22 protein-coding genes and 1 tRNA gene are annotated in these 23,360 nt (G+C 63.2%); 16 read left to right on the top strand and 7 right to left on the bottom strand.

Annotation, left to right across the window (positions count from 1 at the left end; translation table 11 throughout):
* The first annotated feature begins 61 nt into the window (after window positions 1–61).
* Complete coding sequence (locus AAFO90_RS01045; RefSeq protein WP_347508215.1) at window positions 62–652, top strand: glutathione S-transferase family protein; 591 nt, start codon at window positions 62–64, stop codon at window positions 650–652.
* Here the strand turns inward: AAFO90_RS01045 and AAFO90_RS01040 are convergent.
* Complete coding sequence (locus tag AAFO90_RS01040; RefSeq protein WP_347508214.1) at window positions 625–1,833, bottom strand: TIGR03862 family flavoprotein; 1,209 nt, start codon at window positions 1,831–1,833, stop codon at window positions 625–627. The genes AAFO90_RS01045 and AAFO90_RS01040 overlap by 28 nt on opposite strands.
* 80 nt (window positions 1,834–1,913) lie before the next feature.
* On the opposite strand from AAFO90_RS01040, the gene AAFO90_RS01035 reads away from it, so the two are divergent.
* Window positions 1,914–2,219 carry an HNH endonuclease gene (locus AAFO90_RS01035; RefSeq protein WP_347508213.1) on the top strand — a complete coding sequence of 102 codons (306 nt, stop codon included), beginning with the start codon at window positions 1,914–1,916 and terminating at the stop codon, window positions 2,217–2,219.
* Between the two features lie 250 nt (window positions 2,220–2,469).
* On the opposite strand, the gene AAFO90_RS01030 is transcribed toward AAFO90_RS01035, so the two are convergent.
* The gene (locus AAFO90_RS01030) at window positions 2,470–3,081 is read right to left on the bottom strand and encodes an enoyl-CoA hydratase/isomerase family protein (protein WP_347508212.1); all 612 of its coding nucleotides are present in this window, start codon (window positions 3,079–3,081) and stop codon (window positions 2,470–2,472) included.
* Window positions 3,078–3,827, bottom strand: a complete 750-nt coding sequence (locus tag AAFO90_RS01025) for an SDR family oxidoreductase (protein WP_347508211.1) — start codon at window positions 3,825–3,827, stop codon at window positions 3,078–3,080. Before AAFO90_RS01025 ends, AAFO90_RS01030 begins: the two co-directional genes overlap by 4 nt.
* A gap of 147 nt (window positions 3,828–3,974) precedes the next feature.
* On the opposite strand from AAFO90_RS01025, the gene AAFO90_RS01020 reads away from it, so the two are divergent.
* The 5 genes from AAFO90_RS01020 (at window position 3,975) to lpxK (ending at window position 10,087) form a co-directional block, all read left to right on the top strand.
* Entirely contained in the window at window positions 3,975–5,504 is a 1,530-nt protein-coding gene (locus tag AAFO90_RS01020) for a DUF2125 domain-containing protein (protein WP_274829895.1), read from the top strand.
* A 144-nt stretch (window positions 5,505–5,648) separates the two neighbouring features.
* Entirely contained in the window at window positions 5,649–6,995 is a 1,347-nt protein-coding gene (locus AAFO90_RS01015) for a TldD/PmbA family protein (RefSeq protein ID WP_347508210.1), read from the top strand.
* Window positions 6,982–7,821 (top strand): 3'(2'),5'-bisphosphate nucleotidase CysQ, encoded by an 840-nt coding sequence (locus AAFO90_RS01010; RefSeq protein WP_347508209.1) that lies wholly within the window; start codon window positions 6,982–6,984, stop codon window positions 7,819–7,821. Before AAFO90_RS01015 ends, AAFO90_RS01010 begins: the two co-directional genes overlap by 14 nt.
* A gap of 141 nt (window positions 7,822–7,962) precedes the next feature.
* Window positions 7,963–9,096, top strand: a complete 1,134-nt coding sequence (locus AAFO90_RS01005; protein WP_347508208.1) for a glycosyltransferase N-terminal domain-containing protein — start codon at window positions 7,963–7,965, stop codon at window positions 9,094–9,096.
* Window positions 9,083–10,087, top strand: coding sequence for a tetraacyldisaccharide 4'-kinase (lpxK, locus tag AAFO90_RS01000; protein WP_347508207.1), 1,005 nt, complete (start codon window positions 9,083–9,085; stop codon window positions 10,085–10,087). The genes AAFO90_RS01005 and lpxK overlap by 14 nt, the downstream gene beginning before the upstream one ends.
* 94 nt (window positions 10,088–10,181) lie before the next feature.
* Here lpxK and AAFO90_RS00995 read toward each other — a convergent pair whose 3' ends face one another.
* The 3 genes from AAFO90_RS00995 to AAFO90_RS00985 form a co-directional block, all read right to left on the bottom strand.
* Entirely contained in the window at window positions 10,182–10,664 is a 483-nt protein-coding gene (locus tag AAFO90_RS00995) for a GFA family protein (RefSeq protein ID WP_347508206.1), read from the bottom strand.
* A 190-nt stretch (window positions 10,665–10,854) separates the two neighbouring features.
* Window positions 10,855–11,526, bottom strand: coding sequence for a DsbA family protein (locus tag AAFO90_RS00990; RefSeq protein ID WP_347508205.1), 672 nt, complete (start codon window positions 11,524–11,526; stop codon window positions 10,855–10,857).
* Window positions 11,523–12,050 (bottom strand): DUF721 domain-containing protein, encoded by a 528-nt coding sequence (locus tag AAFO90_RS00985; protein WP_274829902.1) that lies wholly within the window; start codon window positions 12,048–12,050, stop codon window positions 11,523–11,525. Before AAFO90_RS00985 ends, AAFO90_RS00990 begins: the two co-directional genes overlap by 4 nt.
* A gap of 84 nt (window positions 12,051–12,134) precedes the next feature.
* On the opposite strand from AAFO90_RS00985, the gene mutY reads away from it, so the two are divergent.
* Window positions 12,135–13,214, top strand: coding sequence for an A/G-specific adenine glycosylase (mutY, locus tag AAFO90_RS00980; protein ID WP_347508204.1), 1,080 nt, complete (start codon window positions 12,135–12,137; stop codon window positions 13,212–13,214).
* Window positions 13,215–13,291: 77 nt separating this feature from the next.
* Window positions 13,292–14,437, top strand: a complete 1,146-nt coding sequence (locus AAFO90_RS00975; protein ID WP_347508203.1) for an alkane 1-monooxygenase — start codon at window positions 13,292–13,294, stop codon at window positions 14,435–14,437.
* A gap of 45 nt (window positions 14,438–14,482) precedes the next feature.
* Here AAFO90_RS00975 and hemN read toward each other — a convergent pair whose 3' ends face one another.
* Complete coding sequence (hemN, locus tag AAFO90_RS00970; protein WP_347508202.1) at window positions 14,483–15,838, bottom strand: oxygen-independent coproporphyrinogen III oxidase; 1,356 nt, start codon at window positions 15,836–15,838, stop codon at window positions 14,483–14,485.
* 233 nt (window positions 15,839–16,071) lie between these two features.
* On the opposite strand from hemN, the gene AAFO90_RS00965 reads away from it, so the two are divergent.
* The 7 genes from AAFO90_RS00965 to AAFO90_RS00935 all read left to right on the top strand — a co-directional run bounded on the left by AAFO90_RS00965 (window position 16,072) and on the right by AAFO90_RS00935 (window position 23,359).
* A tRNA-Leu gene (locus AAFO90_RS00965) sits at window positions 16,072–16,158 on the top strand.
* 158 nt (window positions 16,159–16,316) lie between these two features.
* On the top strand, window positions 16,317–17,015 hold the full coding sequence (locus AAFO90_RS00960) for a fumarylacetoacetate hydrolase family protein (protein ID WP_274838101.1): 699 nt from the start codon (window positions 16,317–16,319) through the stop codon (window positions 17,013–17,015).
* Window positions 17,016–17,531: 516 nt separating this feature from the next.
* Window positions 17,532–18,578, top strand: coding sequence for a TRAP transporter substrate-binding protein (locus AAFO90_RS00955; protein ID WP_065271885.1), 1,047 nt, complete (start codon window positions 17,532–17,534; stop codon window positions 18,576–18,578).
* Between the two features lie 73 nt (window positions 18,579–18,651).
* The gene (locus AAFO90_RS00950; RefSeq protein ID WP_065271886.1) at window positions 18,652–19,233 is read left to right on the top strand and encodes a TRAP transporter small permease; all 582 of its coding nucleotides are present in this window, start codon (window positions 18,652–18,654) and stop codon (window positions 19,231–19,233) included.
* Window positions 19,230–20,735 (top strand): TRAP transporter large permease, encoded by a 1,506-nt coding sequence (locus AAFO90_RS00945; protein WP_274835229.1) that lies wholly within the window; start codon window positions 19,230–19,232, stop codon window positions 20,733–20,735. The genes AAFO90_RS00950 and AAFO90_RS00945 overlap by 4 nt, the downstream gene beginning before the upstream one ends.
* 267 nt (window positions 20,736–21,002) lie before the next feature.
* On the top strand, window positions 21,003–22,541 hold the full coding sequence (locus tag AAFO90_RS00940) for a benzoate-CoA ligase family protein (RefSeq protein ID WP_347508201.1): 1,539 nt from the start codon (window positions 21,003–21,005) through the stop codon (window positions 22,539–22,541).
* The gene (locus AAFO90_RS00935; RefSeq protein WP_347508200.1) at window positions 22,538–23,359 is read left to right on the top strand and encodes an alpha/beta hydrolase; all 822 of its coding nucleotides are present in this window, start codon (window positions 22,538–22,540) and stop codon (window positions 23,357–23,359) included. The genes AAFO90_RS00940 and AAFO90_RS00935 overlap by 4 nt, the downstream gene beginning before the upstream one ends.
* Window position 23,360: the final 1 nt, after the last annotated feature.

The raw sequence follows: 23,360 nt of genomic DNA, 5'->3' as shown, positions 1-23,360 counted from the left end.
CCTTGACGCAAAGACAGCTGCGCGCATCTGATGCGCAGCAAAACCTGAGGGAGAGAAACCTATGTACACCGTGATCGGCAAACCGATGACCCGCGCCTTCCGCGTGATCTGGACGCTCGAAGAACTGGGCCAACCCTATGATCTGAACACCGCCGCCCCGCACAGCGCTGACATTGTCGCCGTGAACCCCTCGGGCAAGGTGCCAGCGCTGGTCGAAGACGGCGAGGTGATCACCGATTCCACCGCCATCATCACCTATCTGGCGGACAAGCACGGCGCGCTCACCGCGCCCGCAGGGACCATGGCCCGCGCCAAACAGGATGCCGTCACCCATCAGATCCTGGATGAAATCGACGCCGTGCTCTGGACCGCAGCCCGCCACAGCTTTGCCCTGCCCGAAGAGCAGCGCGTGCCCGAAATCAAGGACAGCCTGCGCTGGGAGTTCGAGCGCAACATCGCCCGGCTCGAAGCGCGCCTGACCGGCCCCTACCTGATGGGGGACGCGTTCACCATCGCCGATATCATCTGCGTGCATTGCCTGAACTGGGCCTATGGCGCCAAGTTCCCGGTCGAAAGCCGTGCCCTGCTCGACTATTCCAAGACCGTGCGCAGCCGCGACGCCTTTCAGCGCACCGCAGCGCTGGCCAAGTAATCGACCGCGCCACGTCCGGCCCAGCGCCCGGTGGCAAGACAGGCCGTCAGAAGGTAGCCCCCCGTGGGCGCCTCCCAATCCAGCATCTCCCCGGCGCAAAAGGTGCCGGGGATTTCTTTCAGCATTAGCCCCACATCCAGCGCCTCGTGGCAGACGCCCCCGGCGGTCGAAATCGCCTCATCCATCGAGCGCAGACCTTGGTGACGCACCGGCAGGGACTTGATCCGCGCCGCAAGCTCTGATGGCTCCTGCGGCAGCGGCCGGGCAAATTCCTGCATCAGCGCGATCTGCGCAGGCGTCAGTTTCAGCGCCTTGCGCAGATGATTGGCAAGGCTCGCCTTGCCACGCGGGCGCGTCAGTCTGCGCGTCACCTCTTCCACGGTCAGATCCGGCAGCAGGTCCAGCGTCAAATCCGCGCCCTCCCGCACCGCCGCGCAAATGGCGTAGATTCCGCCCCCTTCCAAACCGCGAGCAGAGATCACCGCCTCCCCGCGCGAAGACAGCGCCCCCGCGCGCAGTGCAATCCCTTTCAGTGGAACGCCGAAATGCGCCGCCATGTGATGAGACCAATCCACCACCAGCCCGGCATTGGCAGGTTTGAAGGGCGCCAACGCCACATCTCGCGCCGCCAGCAACTCCGCCCAGGCCCCGTCCGAGCCGAGCCGCGCCCAGCCTGCACCGCCCAGCGCCAGAACCGTTGCCCCTGCGCGCAGCCGCACCACCCCTTCGGGCGTCTCAAAACTCAGGCAGTTCCCCTCCCAACCAGTCCAGCGCCAGCGGGTGCGGCGGGCAACGCCCAACTCCTCCAGCCGCGCCAGCCAGGCGCGCAGCAACGGCGAGGCTTTCATTTCCCTGGGAAACACCCGCCCAGTGGAGCCGGTGAACAGATCGCGCCCCAGTCCCCGTGCCCAGTCCTGCACGGCGCCCGCATCAAATGCCCTCACCATGGGTGCAAGCCAGTCCCGCGCGGCACCATAGTGTTCGATCAAGTCCTTGAAGGTTTCATCCTTGGTCAGGTTCAGGCCGGATTTCCCCGCCATCAACAGCTTGCGCGCAAGCGACGGTTTGGCCTCGGCCACCAGTACGCGATAGCCTGCGCGCGCCAGTTCCTCAGCCGCCATCAACCCCGCAGGCCCACCGCCGATGACCACCGCATCCCACTGTTCCGATTGCCCCGCCATGAAACTCCGCCTTCCGCCCCTTGCCCGCATCCATCTGCGCCGCATCTAATGCAGTCCAGCCGCAAAGACGAGAGGTCAGGATGCCAGAGCCGAACCCGACACCCATATGTCCCCTCTGCAACCGCCCCATCCCCGCGGACGTTCCGCAAAGCCTGCACCACCTGATCCCGAAACTCAAAGGTGGCAAGGGCGGCCCCACCGTGCTGCTACACCATATCTGCCACCGCGAAATCCACGCAGCCCTGACCGAGGCCGAGCTGGCCCGCGACTATGCCACCATCGACGCGCTGCGCAGCCATCCGCGCCTCGCCCGCTTCATCGCCTGGGTCCGCAAACGCCCAACTGGCTTTTCCTCCCGCGTACCGGGAAAGCGACGCAAGCGTTGATGCGCCCCCGGCTCTGCTCCGGCACCGACAGCGGGTCAAGGCTGGCCGCAGGCCACCCTGCACAGCAGGGGCAAAGCGCCTTGAGGCGGTGACGGTGCCTCTACACTCGATATGGCCCTGTTGAGGCAGTTTCTGCCCTCAACAGGGCCTCTCAGCAGGAAAAACGCCGCGCGACAGCGCGGCGCTACGCCCAACGGGACGCGGGGCATATCAATGCCCCAAGGACGGGCGGGAGCCGCCCCTGCCCCTCTTAGCGGCACATCTCCAGAATACCGCGTGCAGTCTCCGGCTTGGCGGCCAGGGCATCGCTCAGCAGGGCGCGGGCGCTCTCCATCAAGGCATCGGGCTCCACGATCCGGTCCACCAGCCCCCAGGCACAGGCCTCTTCGGCCTCGATCTTCTGACCAGCGGCCAGAATCATCTTGGTGCGGGCAGGACCGATCAGCGCCACCATGCGCGCCGGGTCCGAAGGCTGCGGCAGGTAGCCAAGCTTCATCACCGGATAGAAGAATTTTGCCGAAGGTACCGCCAGGCGGATATCGCAGGCCAGCACCATGCCGTTGGCGCCCCCGGCCAGCGTGCCGTTCAGCGCCGCGATGGTCAGGCAGGGCAGCGCCGCGATGGCGCCCGACAGCCGCTCCCACAGGGGCGAGGTCGCAAGCCCCGCGCGCGCCGCCTCCAGATCGGCGCCGGCGCTGAATACCTTGCCGGTGCCGGTCAGGATAAAGCCTCGCGCCTCGCCCGCGCGTTCAGCGATCTCGGCCAGTTCCGTCAGCATCTCACCCGTCAGCGAGTTCGCCTTGTCCGGGCGGTTGATCGTCACCACCCAGAGACCCTCATTCGAAATCTCTAGGTTGATCATATCAGGCCCACCCGGCGGCGGATCGCGTCGTCGCGCAGGGAAATCTCCTGGCCGAGGAAATCATCGGCATCGCTGCCGCACATCCACAACAGCGCCTTGGCGGGCCATTCTGCGGGAATGTGATCTTCCCAATCGAGCTCGCTCACCCGGTTGATGCCGCTGGCCTTGATCTCGCGCTGCATCTGGGTCGCGACGGTGCCCGGCGACAGGCCCATGGCGCGGATGCCGTTGCCGCCTTCCTCCAGGTGCAGGGCGCGAGTCAGCATCGCAGCCCCGGCTTTTGAGGTGCAATAGGCGCTCCAGGCCTCCAGCGGGTTATGCGCAGCGCCGGAACTCACCGTGATGATGGTGCCGCCCCCGACGGGTTTCATCAGCGGCAGCGCCGCGCGGATGCCGTTGAACACACCCTTGATGTTGATATCGATCAGCTTGCCCCAGGCCGCCGGATCAGCCTCTTCCAGACGCGCGATCGGTTCGATCACCCCGGCGTTGTTGATCAGCACATCAAGGCTGCCGAAATGCTCGTGTGCTTTTTCCAGCGCCGCCGCAACCGCGCTTGGTTCCGCCACATCACAGGCAAAAGCGAGCGCATTTCCGCCGAGTTCCCCGACCAGTTCGCCCAGCGCATCGGTGCTGCGCGCCAGCAGAGCCAGGTTGGCCCCCGCGGCGGCGAAAACCCTTGCTGCATCGGCTCCGATGCCGCGGCTGGCCCCTGTGATGACGACCGTCTTGCCCTGCATATCCATATGATTTCTCTCCAATACCTGTATCGCGACAGTGGTTCCCCTCTGTGGTAAACTCCCTAGGGGGAACGGTCCAGCCCCAGGCCCCTTGACGCCGGTGGCGCCGCGACGGACCATGGTATCCAACGCTTGCTACGAAAGGTTTCACCCATGTCCATTTTTCTCGCGCGCAGCTGTGGCGCCGCTCTTCTTCTGACTGTTTCCGCCCAGGGGGCGCTGGCCGATCTCAGCGCCAAGGACGTCTGGTCCGACTGGAAATCCTACATGACCGGTACCGGTTACGAGGTGACCGCCACCGAAAGCATGTCGGGCGACACGCTGACGGTGTCCGATCTGTCGATGATGATGCCGATCCCCGACGAAGAAGACGTGACCGCCGGGCTCAGCATGCCCGAGATCAAATTCACCGAGAATAGCGACGGAACCGTCAGCATTCTGGTGCCCAAGGAATTTCCGCTGACCGTGCGCGCCAGCGAAGATGATGACAAGCTGACGGTAAATCTGATCATCACCCACGACGGCACGCCGGTGACGGTCTCGGGTGATTCCGAGAACATGACCTATGACTATGCCACCAGCGAGATGACGATGACGCTGGACGGGCTGGAAGCCACTGGCGAGGACATCCCCCAGGATGCGATCCGGGGCACCGTATCCTTGTCCGACATGGTGACAAAAACCACCATGTCGCTGGCCGGGGTACGCAGCTACGATCAGACCTGGACCGCTTCAGCGCTGAGCTATGATCTTGGCTTCAAGGATCCGGACAGCGAGGATTTCGCCTCCTTCAACGGCGCGATGCAGCAGCTTCAGGCGCATGGCACCAGCACGGTTCCGGCCGATCTGGACAAGAGCGGTGATTTCTCCGCGCTGCTGGCCGCCGGCTTTGGTCTGGATACCGATTTCTCCTACACCAGCGGCACCTCTGCCTTTGCCTTTCAGGATGGCAGCGACAGCCTGACCTTTGACAGCACCTCGGGCGGCGGCAATTTTGGCGTTGCGATGGACGCAAGCAAACTGACCTATGACGTCACGCAAAAGGACATGGCCTTCAACGTCACCGGATCGGATATTCCCTTCCCGCTGGCACTCAGCATGGCCGAGGCTGGTTTCAACATCACCATTCCCCTTGCCAAGTCCGAGGAAGAACAGGACTTCGCGCTTGGCGTGGCGCTGCGCGACTTCGCGGTTCCGGAAATGCTCTGGGGCATGGTCGATCCGGCCGGCGCCCTGCCGCATGATCCGGCCAGCGTCGTGCTGAGCCTCACCGGCAAGGGCAAGGTGTTGTTCGACGTCTTCGATGCCGAAGCCATGGAAAAGGTCGAGGATGGAGAGGTCGCACCGGGTGAGTTGAACGCGGTCACCATCCAGGAGCTGCTGGTCTCGGCAGCGGGTGCCAAGCTGACCGGTACCGGTGATTTCGCCTTCAACAACGATGATCTGACCAGCTTTGACGGCATGCCGGCCCCCTCGGGCGAAGCGAACCTGTCGCTGACCGGTGCCAACACCCTGATGGACAAGCTGATCGAAATGGGCCTGATGAGCGATGATGACGCCATGGGCGCCCGGATGATGATGGGCATGCTGGCTGTTCCCGGCGAAGGCGAAGACACGCTGAACTCGAAGATCGAGATTTCCGAAGACGGCAAGATCCTCGCCAACGGCCAGCGCATCAAATAAGCTGACCCACAGCAAAAACGCTTTACGGGACCGCCTTTGCGCGGTCCCTTTTTCTTGCGGCAATTGTCCCTGCGCCCTTGCAGCAGGGGGTTCCTCTGGCTAGCTCTATGGCGACCCGCAGCAACAGGATGGCCCGAGACGCCCATGACCCAGACCCCCGAGACGCTTTGCCATGCCCTGATCAATGCCGCCCGCAAGGCAGGCGCGGATGCTGCCGATGCTATGGCCGCTGCAGGCAGTTCCCTCAGCATCGAGGTGCGCGAGGGCAGGTTGGAGCATGCCGAACGCTCCGAAGGCACCGATCTGGGATTGCGCGTCTTCCTGGGACAGCGTCAGGCGCTGGTCTCCTCCTCCGACAGCCGCCCCGAAACCATTGCCGCCATGGCCGAACGCGCCGTGGCCATGGCCCGAGAGGCGCCCGAGGACCCCTATACCGGCCTTGCCGCACCGGATCAGCTGGCGCAGGACTGGGACCTTGCGGCGCTGGATCTGAACGACCCCGCCGCCGATCCGGCCCCGGCCGCCCTGCAAGAGGATGCGCTGGCCGCCGAAGCCGCCTGTCAGGCCATCGACGGGATCAGCCAGGTGCAATCCGCAGGCGCGGGCTATGGCCGCAGCTCAGTCTATCTGGCGACCTCGAACGGGTTTTCCGGCGGCTACACCCGCACCGGCCGGTCGATTTCCTGCACCGGCATCGCGGGCACCGGCACCGGGATGGAGCGTGATTACGACGGCGATTCCCGCACCTATCAAAGCGACCTGCGCAGCGCCGAAGAGATCGGTCGCACCGCCGGGGAACGCACCGTGGCGCGGATGAACGCACGCAGGCCCAAGACCGGCACCTATCCGGTGCTGTTCGACGAACGGATTTCCGCATCGCTGGTCGGTCATCTTCTGTCTGCCGTGAATGGCGCTGCCATCGCACGCGGCTCCTCTTGGCTGCAGGACAGTCTGGGACAGCAGGTGCTGCCCACGCTTCTGTCGGTGATCGAGGATCCCCACCGCCCCCGCATTGCAGGCTCGCGCCCCTTTGACGGCGAAGGTCTGGCCACCCGCCGCCGCGCCATCGTCGAGGACGGCACCCTGACCGGCTGGACGCTGGATCTGGCCTCGGCCCGCAAACTGGGGATGGAAAGCACCGCAAACGCCGCCCGTGGCATCGGCTCAGTGCCGTCGCCGTCGAACTGGAACGTGGCGCTGACCCAAGGCGATCAAAGCCGCGCCGATCTAATTGCGGGCATGGGGACCGGGCTGCTGGTCACCTCGCTGATCGGCTCAACCATCAATCCCAACACCGGCGATTACTCGCGCGGCGCCTCAGGGTTCTGGATCGAGAACGGTGAAATCGCCTATCCGGTGAACGAATGCACCATCGCGGGCAATCTGCGCGACATGCTGATGCGGATCGTGCCTGCCAATGACGCGCGGAGCTACCTGTCCCGCGTCGTGCCATCGCTGCTGGTCGAGGGGATGACGCTTGCCGGCAATTGACGACGCCCAGACAGAAGAGCAGGCAAAGGGCCTTACGGATCTCGAACTGCTGATCGCCGCCGCCGAGGCTGCGGGCGAGATCGCCAGCCGCTATAGCGGACCAACGGCGCGGCGCTGGGACAAGCCCGGCGGTCAGGGGCCGGTGACCGAGGCAGATCTGGCGGTGAATGCGCTGCTGGAAGAGATGCTGCCCGAGGCGCGGCCTGATTATGGCTGGCTATCCGAAGAAACCGAGGACAGCGCCGACCGGTTAAGCCGTGACAGCGTCTTCATCATCGACCCCATAGACGGCACCCGCGCCTTTGCCGAAGGCTCGCGCACCTGGGCGCATTCCCTCGCGATTGCCACCCGGGGCCGGGTCACCGCCGCAGTGATCTACCTGCCGCAGCGCGGTCTGATGTACACCGCGGCGCAGGGACAGGGAGCTGCCCGGAATGGCACCCCGATCCGCGCCTCCTCGCTGACCGATCTGGCGCTGGCCGAGGTGCTGACCGCGCGGCCCAACCTCGCCGCCGAACATTGGCGTACCCGCAATGCCCCCGGTTTCACCCGCAGCTATCGCCCGTCGCTGGCCTATCGCATGGCCAAGGTCGCAGACGGGCGCGCCGGTGCCATGCTGACCCTGCGCCGCAGTTGGGAATGGGACATCGCCGCCGGCGATCTGATCCTGCGCGAGGCTGGCGGGCAGGCGACCGACCGTCTGGGCCAGGACCTGAGGTTCAACAATCCTGTGCCATTGCTCAATGGGGTGGTGGCCGGACCTCCGGCCCTGCATAAGGAGCTGATCGAGGCGCTGGACCCCGACGGCCCCGGCATTGCAAGCTGATCCGGACGTTACGGTCCGACCACACCGGTTGCCCGCGACACGCAGATGAATTTTTGGACGCCCCATATGCCCAGCCGCAGCTCCCGCCCCGTATCAAGGACGGTTCCCAGCACTGACCTGCCTCCGCGCCCGGAGGGGGAAGTGCTGTGGGTGCATGCGACCAGCACCGAACGCTACATGGCCCTCTGCGATGTCGGAAACCGGCTTAAGACGGCGCGGCCGGATCTGTCGGTTCTCGCCACCTGGGAGCCGGACATGGCGCCCCCGCCCGAGGCCGAAGGCTGTGATACCCCCGCTGGCCACCTGCCCCCTGACAGCCCGACGGATGTGCGCGCCTTCCTGAACCTCTGGCGCCCGGATTTCTGCATCTGGTCCGGCGGACGGCTGCGCCGCGTCCTGCTGCGGCACATGCGCGAACAACGGATCGACGCGCTGCTGGTTGATCTGACGGAGAAGGAACTGCCGAGCCGCACCAGCCGTTGGCTGCCCGATCAGCGCCGCCGCATGCTGGATGGCTTCGCTGCGATCCTCACTCCCGATGCCGAGGTCCAGAGCCAGTTGCAGCGCACCGGCATTTCGCCGGACAAGCTGCAGATGGCCGGACGTTTGCGGATCTCGACCTCACCGCCCGGCTGCAACGACGAGGAACTGACCGAGTTGCAAGGGGTGCTTGGCAGCCGTCCCGTCTGGCTGGCGGCGCAAGTGCGCCCGGACGAATTGCCGATGGTGCTGGAGGCACACAGGATCGCTCTGCGGCTGTTGCACCGGCTGATCCTTGTGCTGTCACCAGACAGCTATGGTGGCCTCAATGAATGTCGCGCCGCCCTGAAGGACAGCGGGCTGCAATATGCCGATTGGGACGCCGGGGATGAACCGGACGATTACACGCAGGTTCTGCTGGCGGACAAGGACGACCTTGGCCTCTGGTATCGGCTGGCGCCTGTCTGCCTGATGGCGGGCAGCCTGCACCGGGGCCGCGAGGGTCATTCGCCGCTGGACGCCGCCGCGCTCGGCTCGGCCATTCTGCACGGTCCCGGCACCGTGCGGCATCAGGAGATCTATGCCCAGCTGGCGAATTGCGGTGCTGCCGAATGCATCTACACACCCCAGGAGTTGGCCGAAATGGTACTGCACCTGTCGGCCCCCGATATGGCGGCGGAAATGGCATTGGCAGGTTGGGAAGCCGTCACAGAGGGCGCAGCGATGACGGATCAGCTGATCGACCGGGTGCAGGATCTGCTCGATCTGAGGGAGGAGCGTAATGCGGCCTCCTGAGTTCTGGAACAAGGCGCCCGGCGCCTTTGATCTGCGCGCCATCCTGCTGGCGCCGCTGGGCCGTCTATATGGCGCGGTGACCCGCTCCCGGCTTGCCAAGGGCACGCCAGCGAAGGTCGCCGTGCCGGTGATCTGCGTCGGCAACCTCAATGCCGGAGGCACCGGCAAGACGCCGACGGTGATCTGGCTGACCGAGACCCTGCGCGCCATGGGGCACGACCCGCATGTGGTCAGCCGCGGCTATGGCGGCACGCTGATTGGCCCCGAAGAGGTCATTCCCGCCCGCCACAAGGCCTCGCAAACCGGGGATGAGCCGCTGTTGCTGGCCGCCTTTGCCAATGTCTGGGTGGCCCGCGACCGCGCCGCCGGAGCACGCGCCGCTGCGGCTGCCGGGGCGACGGTGATCCTGCTGGACGACGGGTTTCAGAACCCAAGCCTGGCCAAGGATCTGTCACTGGTGGTGGTGGATGCGGCACGGGGCTTCGGCAATGGCCGCTGCCTGCCCGCCGGGCCGCTGCGCGAACCGGTGGCCGAAGGTCTGGCGCGCGCCGATGCCGTCTTGTCCATCGGCGCTCCTGCGGCGCAGGAGAAGTTCGCCCGCCTCTGGGGCGCGGCGCTGAGTGATCTGCCGCATGTCTCGGCCCATCTGGCGCCTTTGCAAACCGGTATGCCCTGGCAGGGCACCCGGGTTCTGGCCTTTGCCGGCATCGGTTATCCGCAGAAGTTCTTTGATACATTGCGCACTCTTGGCGCCGATCTGGCCCGAGCCGAGGCGCTGGACGATCACCAGAGCCTGCCAACGGCGCTTCTGACCCGGCTCGAATCCGATGCAAAGGCGCTGAACGCGCAGCTGGTCACCACCGAAAAGGACGCTGTGCGCCTGCCCGCCAGTTTCCGCCACAAGGTGATCACCCTGCCGGTGCGGCTAGAGATTGCAGAGGCAGACCCGCTGATTGATCTTCTGAAACGGGCGGCACCGCCACCGCCCTAGCCACGAAAAGAATAGGCCATGTCAGAAAATCGTGTTGGTCATCTGTGCGGACAGAAGGGAGCATTCGCTGCGGTTGCGCGAACGGCTGCTTTTGTTAAGTGGTGATGGGCTTCGAATAAATGGTTGGCTCGATTGGCGTACCATCGCTCTCCGCTACGTGACGATCAAAGACCTTCACTTCCGGAGGCAGGAGGGTCCCTGGCTGCGCTTCGGAGACGAAGATGTGCTTGCAATTGTCGGGCCCAATCTTGACCGCATGAGGGTTGTCCAGCGTTCCAATGTAGAGGCCGATCTTGTCTGGCCACCGTTCGAAAGTCAGCGCCAGTTTTGTTCCGCAATCCGGACAGAAGTGTACGTTGATATCCTTGCCGCTTCCGTCTGACGGTTGTGTATAGACCTTCGGTCTGACAGCTCCGAAGTTAAATCCACGCCTCTCAAAAACTGGCTGGATCATTCGATCCGAGCCCGTGGCACGTTGGCAGAAACGGCAATGGCAAATGGTGATCCAAAGCGGCTCGCTACCCGTGTCGTAAGCTACCTGCCCGCATAGGCAGCTTCCAGTTAATCCAGTTGTCATTATTTCTCTCAACCTTCTCAAATCAGTTTGGAGCCAGAGCTCTATGTACTATGCCAAGCCGACATTCGCGCAGAGCGCAGCACCCGGGAAATTGGGCTCACAGCGGATCAACGTGATCTTCTGATATGACCAATGAAAAACCCGGCCACATCGGACCGGGTTTTCTGTTCGCGTGGATCCGTAAGGGGGATCAGCCTTCCAGTTCGGCGTCGATCAGCGCCTTGAAGGAGTCGTAGGACTGGTTCTCGATCTTCTTGCCGTTCAGCACGAAGGAAGGCGTCGCGGTCACATCATGCTCTTCGGCGTTTTCCTGATACCAGGTCACCAGAGTCTGCGCCTTGGTGCCATCCTGCAGGCAGGCTTCCAGCTGATCGTTCTCAAGCCCGGCGAGGCGACCGATCTTGCGCAGCGCGTCGACGATCTCGGTGGCGCCACCGGCACGGGCCCAGTCGGACTGCTCCTTGAAGATCAGATCGGTCATGCCAAAGAATTTCTCGGGACCGGCGCAGCGCGCGATCATCGAAGCCCAAAGACCGTAGCGGTCAAAGTAGACTTCGCGGTAGATGAACTTCACCTTGCCGGTGTCGATATATTCCTCTTTCAGCTTCTTGTAGGGGCCCGTGTGGAAGTTGGCACAATGCGGGCAGGTGTAGGAAGCGTATTCGATCAGGGTCACCGGCGCATCCTCGGCGCCCTGCACCATTTCGGTAATGGCCGAGGTATCGACCTCGGCGTCCTGGGCATAGGCGGCCCCGATCAGCGGGTTTTCGGGCAGCCGGTTTTGGCCACTCAGCCCAGAGATGGCATAGGCGCCGGCAGCGACAGCCACCACGGCAAAGACACCAGACATAAGACGGGTCATTCATACCCCTTTCGAATTGTTTTCTGTTTTGTCAGAACGTTACGCCCCAGCCGTTCCAGCGCGGCGCGCAACTCTTCGTTTCCCACCCCTTCGGCCGCCGCGGCGGCCTCGGATACGGCCTGTGGATCAGGCTGCAGTGGGGTGTTCTCCTTGGGTGCGTATTTGAACGAGACCTGACCGTCGGAAAACCCGATCGGCGCGGTCTGGGTGATCAGCACCTTGGAAATCGCATTGTAGCCATAGACCGCGTTCACCTTTTCGCGCAGCCGTTCCTTCTGCATCTCCAGCATCGGCGCATTGGCCCCGGTGGTCAGCACCGTCAGCGTTGCTCCGAAAGAACTGCGGCCATAGCCGACCTTGACCGGCCGGGCCATTGCCGCCAGATCGGCCCCGACGATCTCTTCCCAATGGGTCAACAGGCGCGACACCGCAAAGCCCCGACTTTCGCCAGCCTTGCGGATCTGGTCGTTCAAAAGCTTGGAAGTCCGTGCGAACCCGCGTGTGCTGCTGCGCCTGAATGCCATAACTGTGGTTTTGCGTGACTGACCGCCCTATTGTAAAGGGTCCGTTTGCAGGGGCCAGAAAAAGGCAGGAACCGGGAGTAAACTATGCGTGATCTGAATGCGGATCCAGGCGGGCTCAGCCGCGATATCCTGAACTGGTACGACCGGCAGGCGCGGGACATGCCCTGGCGCACCGGCCCGGCAGACCGCGCCGCCGGAGTGCGGCCCGACCCCTATCGTGTCTGGCTGAGCGAGGTGATGTTGCAGCAGACCACCGTGGCCGCCGTGACCGACTATTTTCAGCGCTTCACCGCCCGCTGGCCCCGGGTCGAGGACCTTGCCGCGGCCGAGGATGCCGACGTAATGGCGGAATGGGCAGGCCTCGGCTACTACGCCCGCGCCCGCAACCTGCTGAAATGCGCCCGGGTGGTGGCTCAGGAGCTGGATGGCACTTTTCCGGACAGCTACGAGGCGCTGCTGAAACTGCCGGGGATCGGCCCCTATACGGCGGCGGCAATCGCCTCGATCGCATTCGACCGCCCCGAAACCGTTCTGGATGGCAATGTGGAGCGGGTGATGGCGCGGCTGCATGATATTCACGATCCGCTGCCGGGATCAAAACCGCTGCTGAAGGACCGCGCCGCCGAGCTGACCCCTGAGGTCCGTCCCGGCTGCTATGCACAGGCGGTGATGGATCTGGGCGCCACCATCTGCACCCCGAAATCGCCCGCCTGCGGCATCTGCCCCTGGCGGGAGCCCTGCGCGGCGCGAATCGCAGGCACCGCGCCTGAATTGCCGAAGAAGACCCCAAAGAAAGCCAAACCCACCCGTCACGGCATCGTCTATCTGGCGCGCAGCAGCGCCGGGGACTGGCTGCTGGAGCGGCGACCGGACAAGGGGCTTTTGGGCGGGATGCTGGGCTGGCCCGGCCCGGAATGGGGCGAGTCGCCCCAGCCTGCGCCGCCGTTTGACGCGGATTGGCAGGATCTCGGCGCCGAGGTGCGCCATACCTTCACCCATTTCCACCTGATCCTGCGGGTGATGGTGGCAGAGCTGCCTGAGGGGTTTGCACCCGCCGAGCAACAAGAGATTATCTCCCGACACGCGTTCCGCCCCTCGGACCTGCCGACGGTGATGCGCAAAGCCTTTGACCTGTGGCGTGGCGGGCAGACCGGCGGCGACTGAGGCCATTCGACCTCTTGGGTTTGGGCCGGACCCGGCATAGGGTTTTCCCGACGCGCCATACTTTGGGAGTGCTGACGATGATCGCCACCAAGATCGCCCCGGAAACCCTGAGCCGCTGGCAATCGGCCCTGCCGTTCTGGCTGTCCTTCCTGCTGGTGCCGCTCTTGTGGTTCTCCGCCATCATGGGTGGCTGGTGGGTACTGCTGACGCCACTGGTGACATGGTATCTCTTTGCGGCGCTCGACGGGGTTTTCGGCCTCAACCTCGACAATGCCGACCCGATGACGCCCGAGGAGGATCTGCGCTGGTACAGCATGCTGACCATCGCCTGGGTGCCGATCCAGTTCCTGACGCTGTTTGGCCTGATCTTCTACGTGGCGGGCAGTGAAACGCTGAACGGGCTGGAAAAATTCGGCATCTTCTTTGGCATGGGCGTGGTCAGCGGCACCGTGGGCATCAACTACAGTCACGAGCTGATGCACCAGCGCAGCAGGGCGGAACGCTGGCTGGCCGATATCCTGCTGGCGATGGTACTCTACTCGCATTTCCGCTCCGAACACCTGCTGGTGCATCACCGCTATGTCGGCACGCCACGCGATCCTGTCACGGCGCGCTACAACGAAGGTTTCCACCGCTTCTACCCGCGGGTGCTGCGGCAATGCTGGCAATCTGCTTTCCGCGCCGAAAAGGAAAAACTGGCCAAGAAAGACCGCCCCTGGAGCGATCCGGCCAATCCGTTCTTCCGCTACTGGGCGCTACAGGCGGCCATGCTGGTTCTGGCGGTTCTGCTGGGCGGATTTGGCGGATTGGTGCTGTTTCTGGTGCAGGCGGGCGTCGCCATCTGGCAGCTGGAGCTCGTCAATTACGTCGAACACTACGGGCTGACCCGCAAACATCTGGGGGACGGAAAATACGAACCGGTGCGCCCCTGCCATTCCTGGAACGCGGCGCATAAGGCGTCAAACTGGCTGCTGATCAATCTGCAACGCCATTCCGATCACCACTATAAACCCGACCGGCGCTTCCCGCTGCTCCAGAACTATACCGAGGCAGACGCGCCGCAGCTGCCCTATGGCTATCCGGTGATGACGGTGGCAGCGATGATGCCGCCCCTTTGGCGTCGGGTGATGAACCCGCGCGTGCGCCACTGGCGCCAGATGTATTATCCGGAAATCACCGACTGGACGGCCTACAACAAGGCGCGCAACCCGATGCCCCGCTGACGAGGCTGCTGTGGCCGGGGCCACGCAGACCCCGGTGTTCGCGGCTCAGGAGGCGCGGCTGTAGCGGGCGCCTTCGGGTTTATGCGCATCGAAATGGCTGGCGATCAGCCGGGTCAGGGCGCGCCCTTCGGGGCGGATCTCCAGCGCCTTGCCATCAAGTGTCACCAGCTCTCCGAACCGGGCCTGAACGGCGACCAGATCGGGATCGATACTGCGCGATAGATCACCGAATTCCCGTTCCAGCGCCGCGCGGTCGAGACGGAAATCACACATGATCATCTCGATGGCGCGACCACGCAGGTGGTCCTCTTCGCTCATCTCATGGCCCCGCGCCCCGGCGAGCTGCCCTTTTTCGATCCGCTCCACATAGGCAGGGGTCGCAGCGGCGTTCTGCACGTATCCCCCGGCAAAACGCGAAATCGAAGAGGCACCCAAACCGATCAGCGTCGGGCACCGGTCATCGGTGTAACCCTGAAAATTGCGCCGCAGGTGGCCGCTTTTGGCCGCCTTGGCCAACCCGTCCTCGGGCAGGGCAAAATGGTCGATACCAATCGTTTCATAACCAGCGGCGCGGAACTGATCCGCAGCCGCGCAGGCCAGATCATAGCGTTCGGCGTCTCCCGGCAGGGCGGATTCGTCGATCAGCTCCTGACGTTTGGCCATCCAGGGCACATGGGCATAGCCGAACAGCGCGATCCGGTCCGGTGCAAGGCTCAGCACCTTTTCAACCGTATCCTTCAGTCGCGCGGCGTCCTGATGTGGCAGGCCGTAGACTAGATCGGCATTGAGCGAGGTGATCCCCGCCTCCCGCAGATCCTCGACACAGGCGCGCGTCACCTCATATGGCTGTTCCCGGCCGATGGCGGCCTGCACCTCGGGATTGAAATCCTGAATACCGATACTGGCCCGGTTCATGCCTTCTTCGGCCAGCGCCGCGATCTTGTCCCGGTCCACCAGCGTCGGGTCGATCTCGACCGAGAACTCCCAGTCCGGCGTCGGCGGGAAGACCGCCTTGACCGCTTGGGCCAGCCTGTGGATCAGCGCTGGCGGCAGGATGGTCGGCGTGCCACCGCCCCAGTGCAACCGCCCCATCTGCAGCCCCGCGGGCAGATGCGGCGCGACCAGCTTCAACTCGGCCTCCAGCGTTTCGACATAGCTTTCCACCGGCTCGGGCCGACGTGTGCCCTGGGTCCGGCAAGCGCAGAACCAGCAGAGCCGCTCGCAGAACGGGATATGCAGATACACCGAAACCGGAACCGCCGGATCAAGCGCATCAAGATGCCCGACCTGTTCTGCCGCACCCACGGCGGAAGAAAAGACCGGAGCGGTCGGGTAGGAGGTGTAGCGGGGCACCCGGCTGTCGAACAGGCCAAGGGCGGCAAGGCGGTCAATCTGTGTCATACCGCCTTTTTGCCGCTCAGGCGCGCGCTGACTTTGCGCAGGATCAAATTGCACGGGAAAAATCACCCACCCGGTCGGCTATTGCAACGGTCCAGCCAGAAAGGCGCCATCAACCGCCTGAATTCGCGGGACATCGGCAGCAGCCATCCCCGCACAAAAATTTTGTGACATTGGGCGCATTTTGAGTTTGACGCCCCGCGCGACTCTGCTTATACGGCCCCTCACCAACCCGTGCCCAGATGGCGGAATTGGTAGACGCGCTAGCTTCAGGTGCTAGTGTCCGTATGGACGTGGAGGTTCGAGTCCTCTTCTGGGCACCATATCACTCTCCTGAAATTGTTGTAGAATCTTGGCCCCGAGCGCCTCTGATCTGTCGCTGTCCGTGATCGGTCCGTGCGGGGCTGCGGGACGGGTTTTCCTGTGCTAGGCATCCATCATGATACCGCAGCCCAGCCCGTGACCATCAGGAGCGCCCGAGATGACCGATACCCTGTTTACCCTGCCCGAAACCGCTACGATCCCGGTTCTGGGAGAGGACCGCACCTATCCCATCGGGCGTATCTTCTGCGTCGGGCGCAACTACGCCGCACATGCTGCCGAGATGGGCAACGAGGTCGACCGCGAAGCGCCCTTTTACTTCACCAAATCCGCAGCCAATGCGATTCTGACCGGCGCTACCGTGCCCTACCCGCTTGGCACCTCTGATTTCCACCACGAGATGGAGCTGGCCGTGGCCATCGGCGCGCCGCTGTTCCGCGCCACACCGGAAGAGGCCCGCACAGCGGTTTATGGCTATGGCAGCGCGCTGGACATGACGCGCCGGGATCTGCAGGGGCAGGCGAAGGACAAACGGCGCCCCTGGGATCTGGGCAAGGATCTGGAACAAGGCACGGTTTTCGCCCCCCTGACCCGCAGCGCTGACTGGGACGGCCCAGCGGGCAAGCGGATCTGGCTTAGCGTCGACGGTGAAATACGTCAGGATGCCAGCCTGGATGAGATGATCTGGTCGGTCGAGGACATCCTCTGCCACTTGTCGGGTTATTACCACCTGCGGCCGGGCGATCTGATCCTCACCGGCACCCCAGCAGGAGTGGGAGCGGTAACAGCCGGACAGTCGATGACTGGCGGAATCGACGGGTTGAGCCAGGTCGAACTGACCCTCAGCGCCGCGGAATAAGATCAAAGGGCCATAGAGCCGCCCCGAAGGTTCGAAACCGTCAAGAATATGTGCGCTGGGTCCATTCCTGATCCCGGCGCCTTGGCCCTATCAATTACAGGGCTGTGCGCAAAGCGTACCACAGTCCTGCGCAGCGATAGGGAGGGTTGCGACCGCAGCGGCAAGGCAGCGATCCGCCGAAATGTCTTTTTTCATGGCTCCTGCGCCAATCAGTGATTGATCTTCACGAAATGAAATGCTCGAATGTATCCGTCACGGCTCAGATATGAAAATCTTGTAACATTTTCTAAACGAGTCTGAGCGCTGATTTGGGACCAGCCAATTCATGAGTGAAAAATGCATGATCTGCTGTTGATGGTTACAAATGCACCAAATAGCAGGAGGTCAGCGAAGTTTGTTTTGTGATCCGCAGGGGTGTGGAGGGGACCAAAACAGAAAGAAAATAGGCAATATATTGCAATAATGTTAGTTGCCTGCATTATGTTGCTTGGAAGTAGGGTCAAAGGGAGGAATCACATGACCACTCGCAGAAAGATTCTTGGCGCAGCAGGCGCGGCGGCCATTGCCGCAGTATGCGCCACATCCGCCTTCGCGCAGGAGGTAACGCTGAAGCTGCACCAATTCCTGCCGGCGCAGGCAAATGTGCCGAAACTGGTTCTGGATGTCTGGGCCGACAACGTTGAGGCCTCCTCGAATGGCCGTATCAAGATCGACCGCTATCCCTCCATGCAGCTGGGCGGCAAGCCGCCGGAACTGATGGACCAGGCCATCGACGGCGTTGCCGACATCGTCTGGACCGTGGTCGGCTACACGCCGGGCCGCTTCCCGTCGACCGAAGTCTTCGAACTGCCCTTCATGATGACCAACGCGCGTGCCACCTCGCACGCTTATTGGGAAATGTTCGAACGCCACATGAAGGACACCGAGTTCAAGGACGTCCACATCCTTGGCACCTGGGTGCACGGCCCCGGTATGATCCACACCACGGATCCGGTTGAAACCCCCGCCGACCTGCAGGGCATGAAGATCCGTGGCGGTTCCCGCTCGGTCAACGCGCTGCTGACCGAACTGGGCGCAACCCCCGTCGGCATGCCGGTTCCCGCGATCCCCGAAGGCCTGTCCAAAGGCGTGATCGACGGCACCACCATCCCGTGGGAAGTCACCACCGCTCTGAAAGTTCCGGAACTGGTCGAGAACCACACCGAATTCACCGGCAAGGCGCTTTATACCCTGACCTTCGTTCTGGCGATGAACAAGGACAAGTATGAAAGCCTGCCCGATGATCTGAAGAAAGCCATCGACGACAACTCCGGTCTGGAGTTCTCCGTCTTCGCCGGCGGCACCCAAGCAGATTCCGACGGCCCGGCCCGCGAATTCGCGCTGGACAACGGCAACAATGTCATCACCCTCAGCCAGGAACAGACCGACGAGTGGCGCGCGCTGGCTCAGCCGATCTACAACAAATGGCTGGCCGACATGACTGAAAAAGGCATCGACGGGCAGGCCCTGCTGGAAGAAGCAACCTACCTGATCGAAAAATACACACCGCAATACGTGAAGTAAGCGGTAGCATAGTCAAAGGGCCGCAGCGCACCCGTGCCGCGGCCCTTTGCGTACTCAGAAAAGGGTAAACACCATGCAAAAGCTCATGATGGGGTTGGCCAGGAAGATGGCCATATTGGGCGGTATGGTCCTCGTTCTCCTGATCATCCTGACCTGCCTTTCGATCATCGGCCGCCTGCTGAACGGCGTGCTGCACGGAAGCCTCATGCAAGGGCTCGCTCCTGCGCTGTCAGACTGGCTGATCAACTACATCGGACCAATCAACGGGGACTTCGAACTGGTAGAGGCCGGCGTGGCATTCGCCATCTTCGCGTTTATCCCACTGTGCCAGATCACATCGGGCCATGCCTCGGTCGACGTGGTGGCAAACGCCTTTCCCGTCAAGGTGAACCGGTTCCTGCGCATGGTGGTCGCGATCCTGTTCGCGGGGGTTCTCGCCCTGATCACAGAACGGCTCGGCGCCGGCATGGTCGGCAAGTACTACAATGGCGAGACTTCGTTCCTGCTCGAGTTTCCTACCTGGTGGGCCTATGCCGCCAGCCTCTTCGCCTCCAGCATGGCTGCTGTGGTGGCGATCTATGTCGCGATCGTGCGTACAACCGAATTTATGACCGGCCGCATTGAGCTGTGGGACGGTGTGGAGGGTGAGCAGTGACAGCTCTTGAAATCGGAATATCCTCATTCCCCATCCTGATGATCCTGATCTTCCTTCGGGTTCCCATCGGGCTTTCGATGTTCCTGGTGGGCCTGGTCGGGTTGATCCTGGTCACCGACGGAACCCAGGTTGCCTTTGGGCGCCTGAAAAGCGAGACCTACTCGACCTTTTCCTCTTATTCTCTGACCATCGTGCCGATGTTCCTGCTGATGGGCCATTTCGCGACGCTGGGCGGCATGTCATCCGCCTTGTTCAAGGCGGCCGCGAGTTTCCTGGGCCACAGGAAAGGCGGCGTCGCCATGGCATCGATCGGGGCTTGCGCCGGCTTTGGTGCGATCTGCGGCTCCTCGCTGGCCACGGCGGCAACCATGGGCCGTGTCGCTCTGCCCGAGCTGAAGGAATACGGCTATGCCGGTGGCTTTTCGACCGCAACACTGGCGGCGGGCGGCACCCTGGGCATCCTGATCCCGCCTTCGGTGGTGCTGGTGATCTATGCCATCCTGACCGAGCAGAATATCGCCAAGCTGTTCCTCGCAGCCTTCATTCCCGGCATCCTCGCCGCGGTTGGATATGTCATCGCGATTTCGATCTATGTGCGCATGTTCCCCGAAAGCGCGGGCACCCGCCCCTCGGTTCCCTGGGCGGAACGGATGGAAAACCTGGTCAAGGTCTGGCCGGTTCTGCTGGTCTTTGGCCTGGTGGTCGGCGGCATCTACGCCGGTTGGTTCACCCCGACCGAGGGTGCAGCCGTAGGCGCATTCGGCACCGGTTTCATCGCCTGGCTGAATGGCGGTCTGAACCGCGAAACCATGGTCGATAGCTTTATCGTCACCGCCCGTTCGACCGCGATGATCTTTTTCATCGTGCTGGGCGCCGGGTTTTATAACGGCTTCCTCGCGCTGACCAAGGTGCCGCAGGAACTGGCAGATTTCGTCGTCAGCCAGGGGCTGAGCCCATGGGTGGTTCTGGCGCTGATCCTGGCCTTCTACCTGGTCTTTGGGTGCCTGATGGACAGCCTGTCGATGATTCTGCTGACCATTCCGATCTTCTTCCCGGTGATCTCGGTGATGGACTTCGGCCTGTTGTCCCTGCCCGCGATGCAGGCGGATGCAGCGATGGAGGTGCTGCGCAACGGGGTGCCGGATGGCATGGGGGCTGAAATGCTGGCCTCGATACAGGAAGCCATTGCCAACGGCATGGAACTGACCCGGGAGCAGATGAAGGAACTGGGCATCCGCGTCACCGAAGGCCGCGTCAACCGGATCGAATCGGAATACGTCGCCATCTGGTTCGGCATTCTGGTTCTGATCGTGGTCGAGGTTGGCCTGATCACCCCGCCGGTGGGCATGAACCTGTTCATTATCAACGCGATGGACCGGACCACCCGCATGGTCGACACCTACAAGGCGGTGATGTTCTTTGTGGCATCGGACATCATCCGGGTGATAATCTTGGTCGCCTTCCCGATCATCACGCTGCTGCCGCTGATGCTGCTGCACTGACCATCGGGTCCGACGACCCCTGCAATTGATCCCCCCGTCAGACCTCTGGCGGGGGGATTTTTTGTCTGCGAGCCACCAGACCGGCCCGCCTCGCACCTGCATCGGCGGAAATATGTGCAAAATAATGCAGTTTATCGCAGCGATATGTTGCATTATTTTGCGACCGGTGCATTAATCCGTCCCAGATCAAGACTGCGCCGCCGGGGAGGGCCGCGCAGGCCGCCGGAGCGCCCCGCGCCTTCCGCGGCACATCAGGGAGGAGCGAGGATGACACCCAGCGGCAATGCGGCAGGATATTTTGTGGATCGCCACCGGAGCGAGCGCCCGGACAAGGTGGCCTTCCGGGAGGCCGCCGGCGCGCAGCGGCAGCTTACCTATGGCGATTTGGCCGAAAGCTCGGACCGGATGGCAGGCGCCCTGCGCCAGGCAGGCATAGCCCGCGAATCCCGCGCCGCCATGCTGGTGCTGGACCAGATCGAATTCCCGCAGATCTTCTGGGGCGCGCTCAAGGCCGGTGTCGTGCCGGTGCCGCTCAACACCCTGCTTTCGACCTCGGTTTACGAGGTCATCCTGAAAGACAGCCGCGCCACCATCCTGTTTGTCAGCGCCGAACTCTGGCCGGTGGTGGAACCCGCCGTCGCTGCCTGCCCGGATCTGCAGCGCGTCGTGGTGATCGGCGGCGAAACGCCGGAGGGCTGCGACAGTTTCGAGGATTTCCTTGCCGGGGCAGAGCCGATGGAGGCCGTGGCCTGCTGCCCCGATGAAACCGCCTTTTGGCTCTATTCCTCTGGCTCCACCGGGCAACCCAAGGGCGTGCGCCATGTGCATGGGGCGCTGGCTGCCACCGCCGACACCTATGGCGCGCAGGTGCTTCAGGTGGCCGAGGACGATGTAATCTTCTCGGCGGCAAAACTGTTCTTCGCCTATGGGCTGGGCAATGGCATGACCTTCCCGCTGTCGGCGGGCGCCACCACCATCCTGTTCGATGGCCGTCCGACACCGGACTCGGTGCTGTCGATCCTCGATTCAGAAAAGCCAACCCTCTATTGCGGTGTGCCGACGCTTTATGCGGCTACGGTTGCGGCGCTGGAAACCGCCGAGAAACCTGACGCGCCCCTGCGCCGCTGCATTTCCGCAGGTGAGGCCCTGCCCGAAGAGGTCGGCCGCAAATGGGAAGACATATGGGGCGTCGAAATCCTCGATGGTGTCGGATCGACCGAGATGCTGCATATCTTCCTGTCGAATGCGCCGGGCGATGTGGTCTATGGCACCTCAGGCGTGGCGGTGCCGGGGTACGAACTGCGGCTGGTGGACGAGAACGACGAGGAGGTGCCCGCAGGCGGCATCGGCGAACTTCTGGTGCGCGGTGCCTCGGCCGCCGAAGGATACTGGAACCAGCGAGGCAAGAGCCGCAGTACCTTCGAAGGCGAATGGACCCGCACCGGCGACAAATACGAACGTGGCGAGGACGGGCGTTTCATCTACTGTGGCCGTACCGACGATATGTTCAAGGTCTCCGGGATCTGGCTGTCTCCGTTTGAGCTGGAACAGGCGCTGGTCGCCCATCCCGCCGTGCTGGAGGCCGCCGTTGTGCCCGCCCGCGACGAAGAAGGTCTGGAAAAACCCAAGGCCCATATCGTGCTGAAGGACGGGACCGGGAACGACGCCCTGACCGCCGATCTCAAGGCGTTTGTGAAGGAAAAGGTCGGCAAGTGGAAATATCCGCGCTGGATCGTCTATGCCGACGACCTGCCCAAGACGGCAACCGGCAAGATCCAGCGCTTCAAATTGCGGGAGGATGCATGATGGCGTTTGAATGGGGTGGAAGTGGCACGGTCACGGCAGGCGGTGCCAATCTGGAATATGCCTGCCATGGGCCTGCGCCGGATCAGGCGCCAACCCTTGTGCTGCTGCACGAAGGGCTGGGCTGCGTGGCGCTGTGGCGCGATTTCCCCGAAAAACTGGCTGCGGCCACCGGCTGGGGCGTCTTTGTCTATTCTCGTCAGGGCTATGGCCAGTCCGATCCCGTGACCCTGCCCCGGCCGCTCGATTTCATGACCCGCGAGGCCAAGGACGTGCTGCCCGGGTTGCTGGATGCCATCGGGCTGGAGCATGGCGTGCTGATGGGCCACAGCGACGGCGCCACCATCGCGGCGATCTACGGCGGCAGCGTGCTGGATCACCGGGTGCGCGGGCTGATCCTGATGGCGCCGCATTTCTTCACCGAACCGGGCGGCCTTGCGGAAATCGCCAAGGCGAAAGAGGCCTATGACAGTGGCGATCTGAAGGAAAAGCTGGCGAAATACCACAAGGACCCCGAAGGCGCCTTCCGCGGATGGAACGATGTCTGGCTCGACGAAGGCTTCCGTGACTGGGACGTTGCAGATGTGATCGACTATCTGCGGGTGCCGGTTCTGGCCATTCAGGGCCGCGAGGACCAATACGGCACCCTCGCCCAGGTTGAGGTGATCGAGGAACGCACCTATTGCCCCTGCGATATGCTGGTGCTGGAGGATTGTCGCCACAGCCCACAACAGGACCAGCCGCAAAAGGTCATCGACGCGGTCGCCGAATTCACCAGCCGTCTGGCCCGGATCGAGGCCGCCGAGGTCGAAACCGCCTGAC

It is taken from the genome of Phaeobacter sp. CAU 1743, assembly GCF_039839315.1.
In the GTDB taxonomy this organism is placed as follows: Bacteria; Pseudomonadota; Alphaproteobacteria; order Rhodobacterales; family Rhodobacteraceae; genus Phycobacter; species Phycobacter gallaeciensis_A.
The sequence above is the reverse complement of the archived record's forward strand: the minus strand, read 5'-3'. Positions and strand labels throughout refer to the sequence as shown.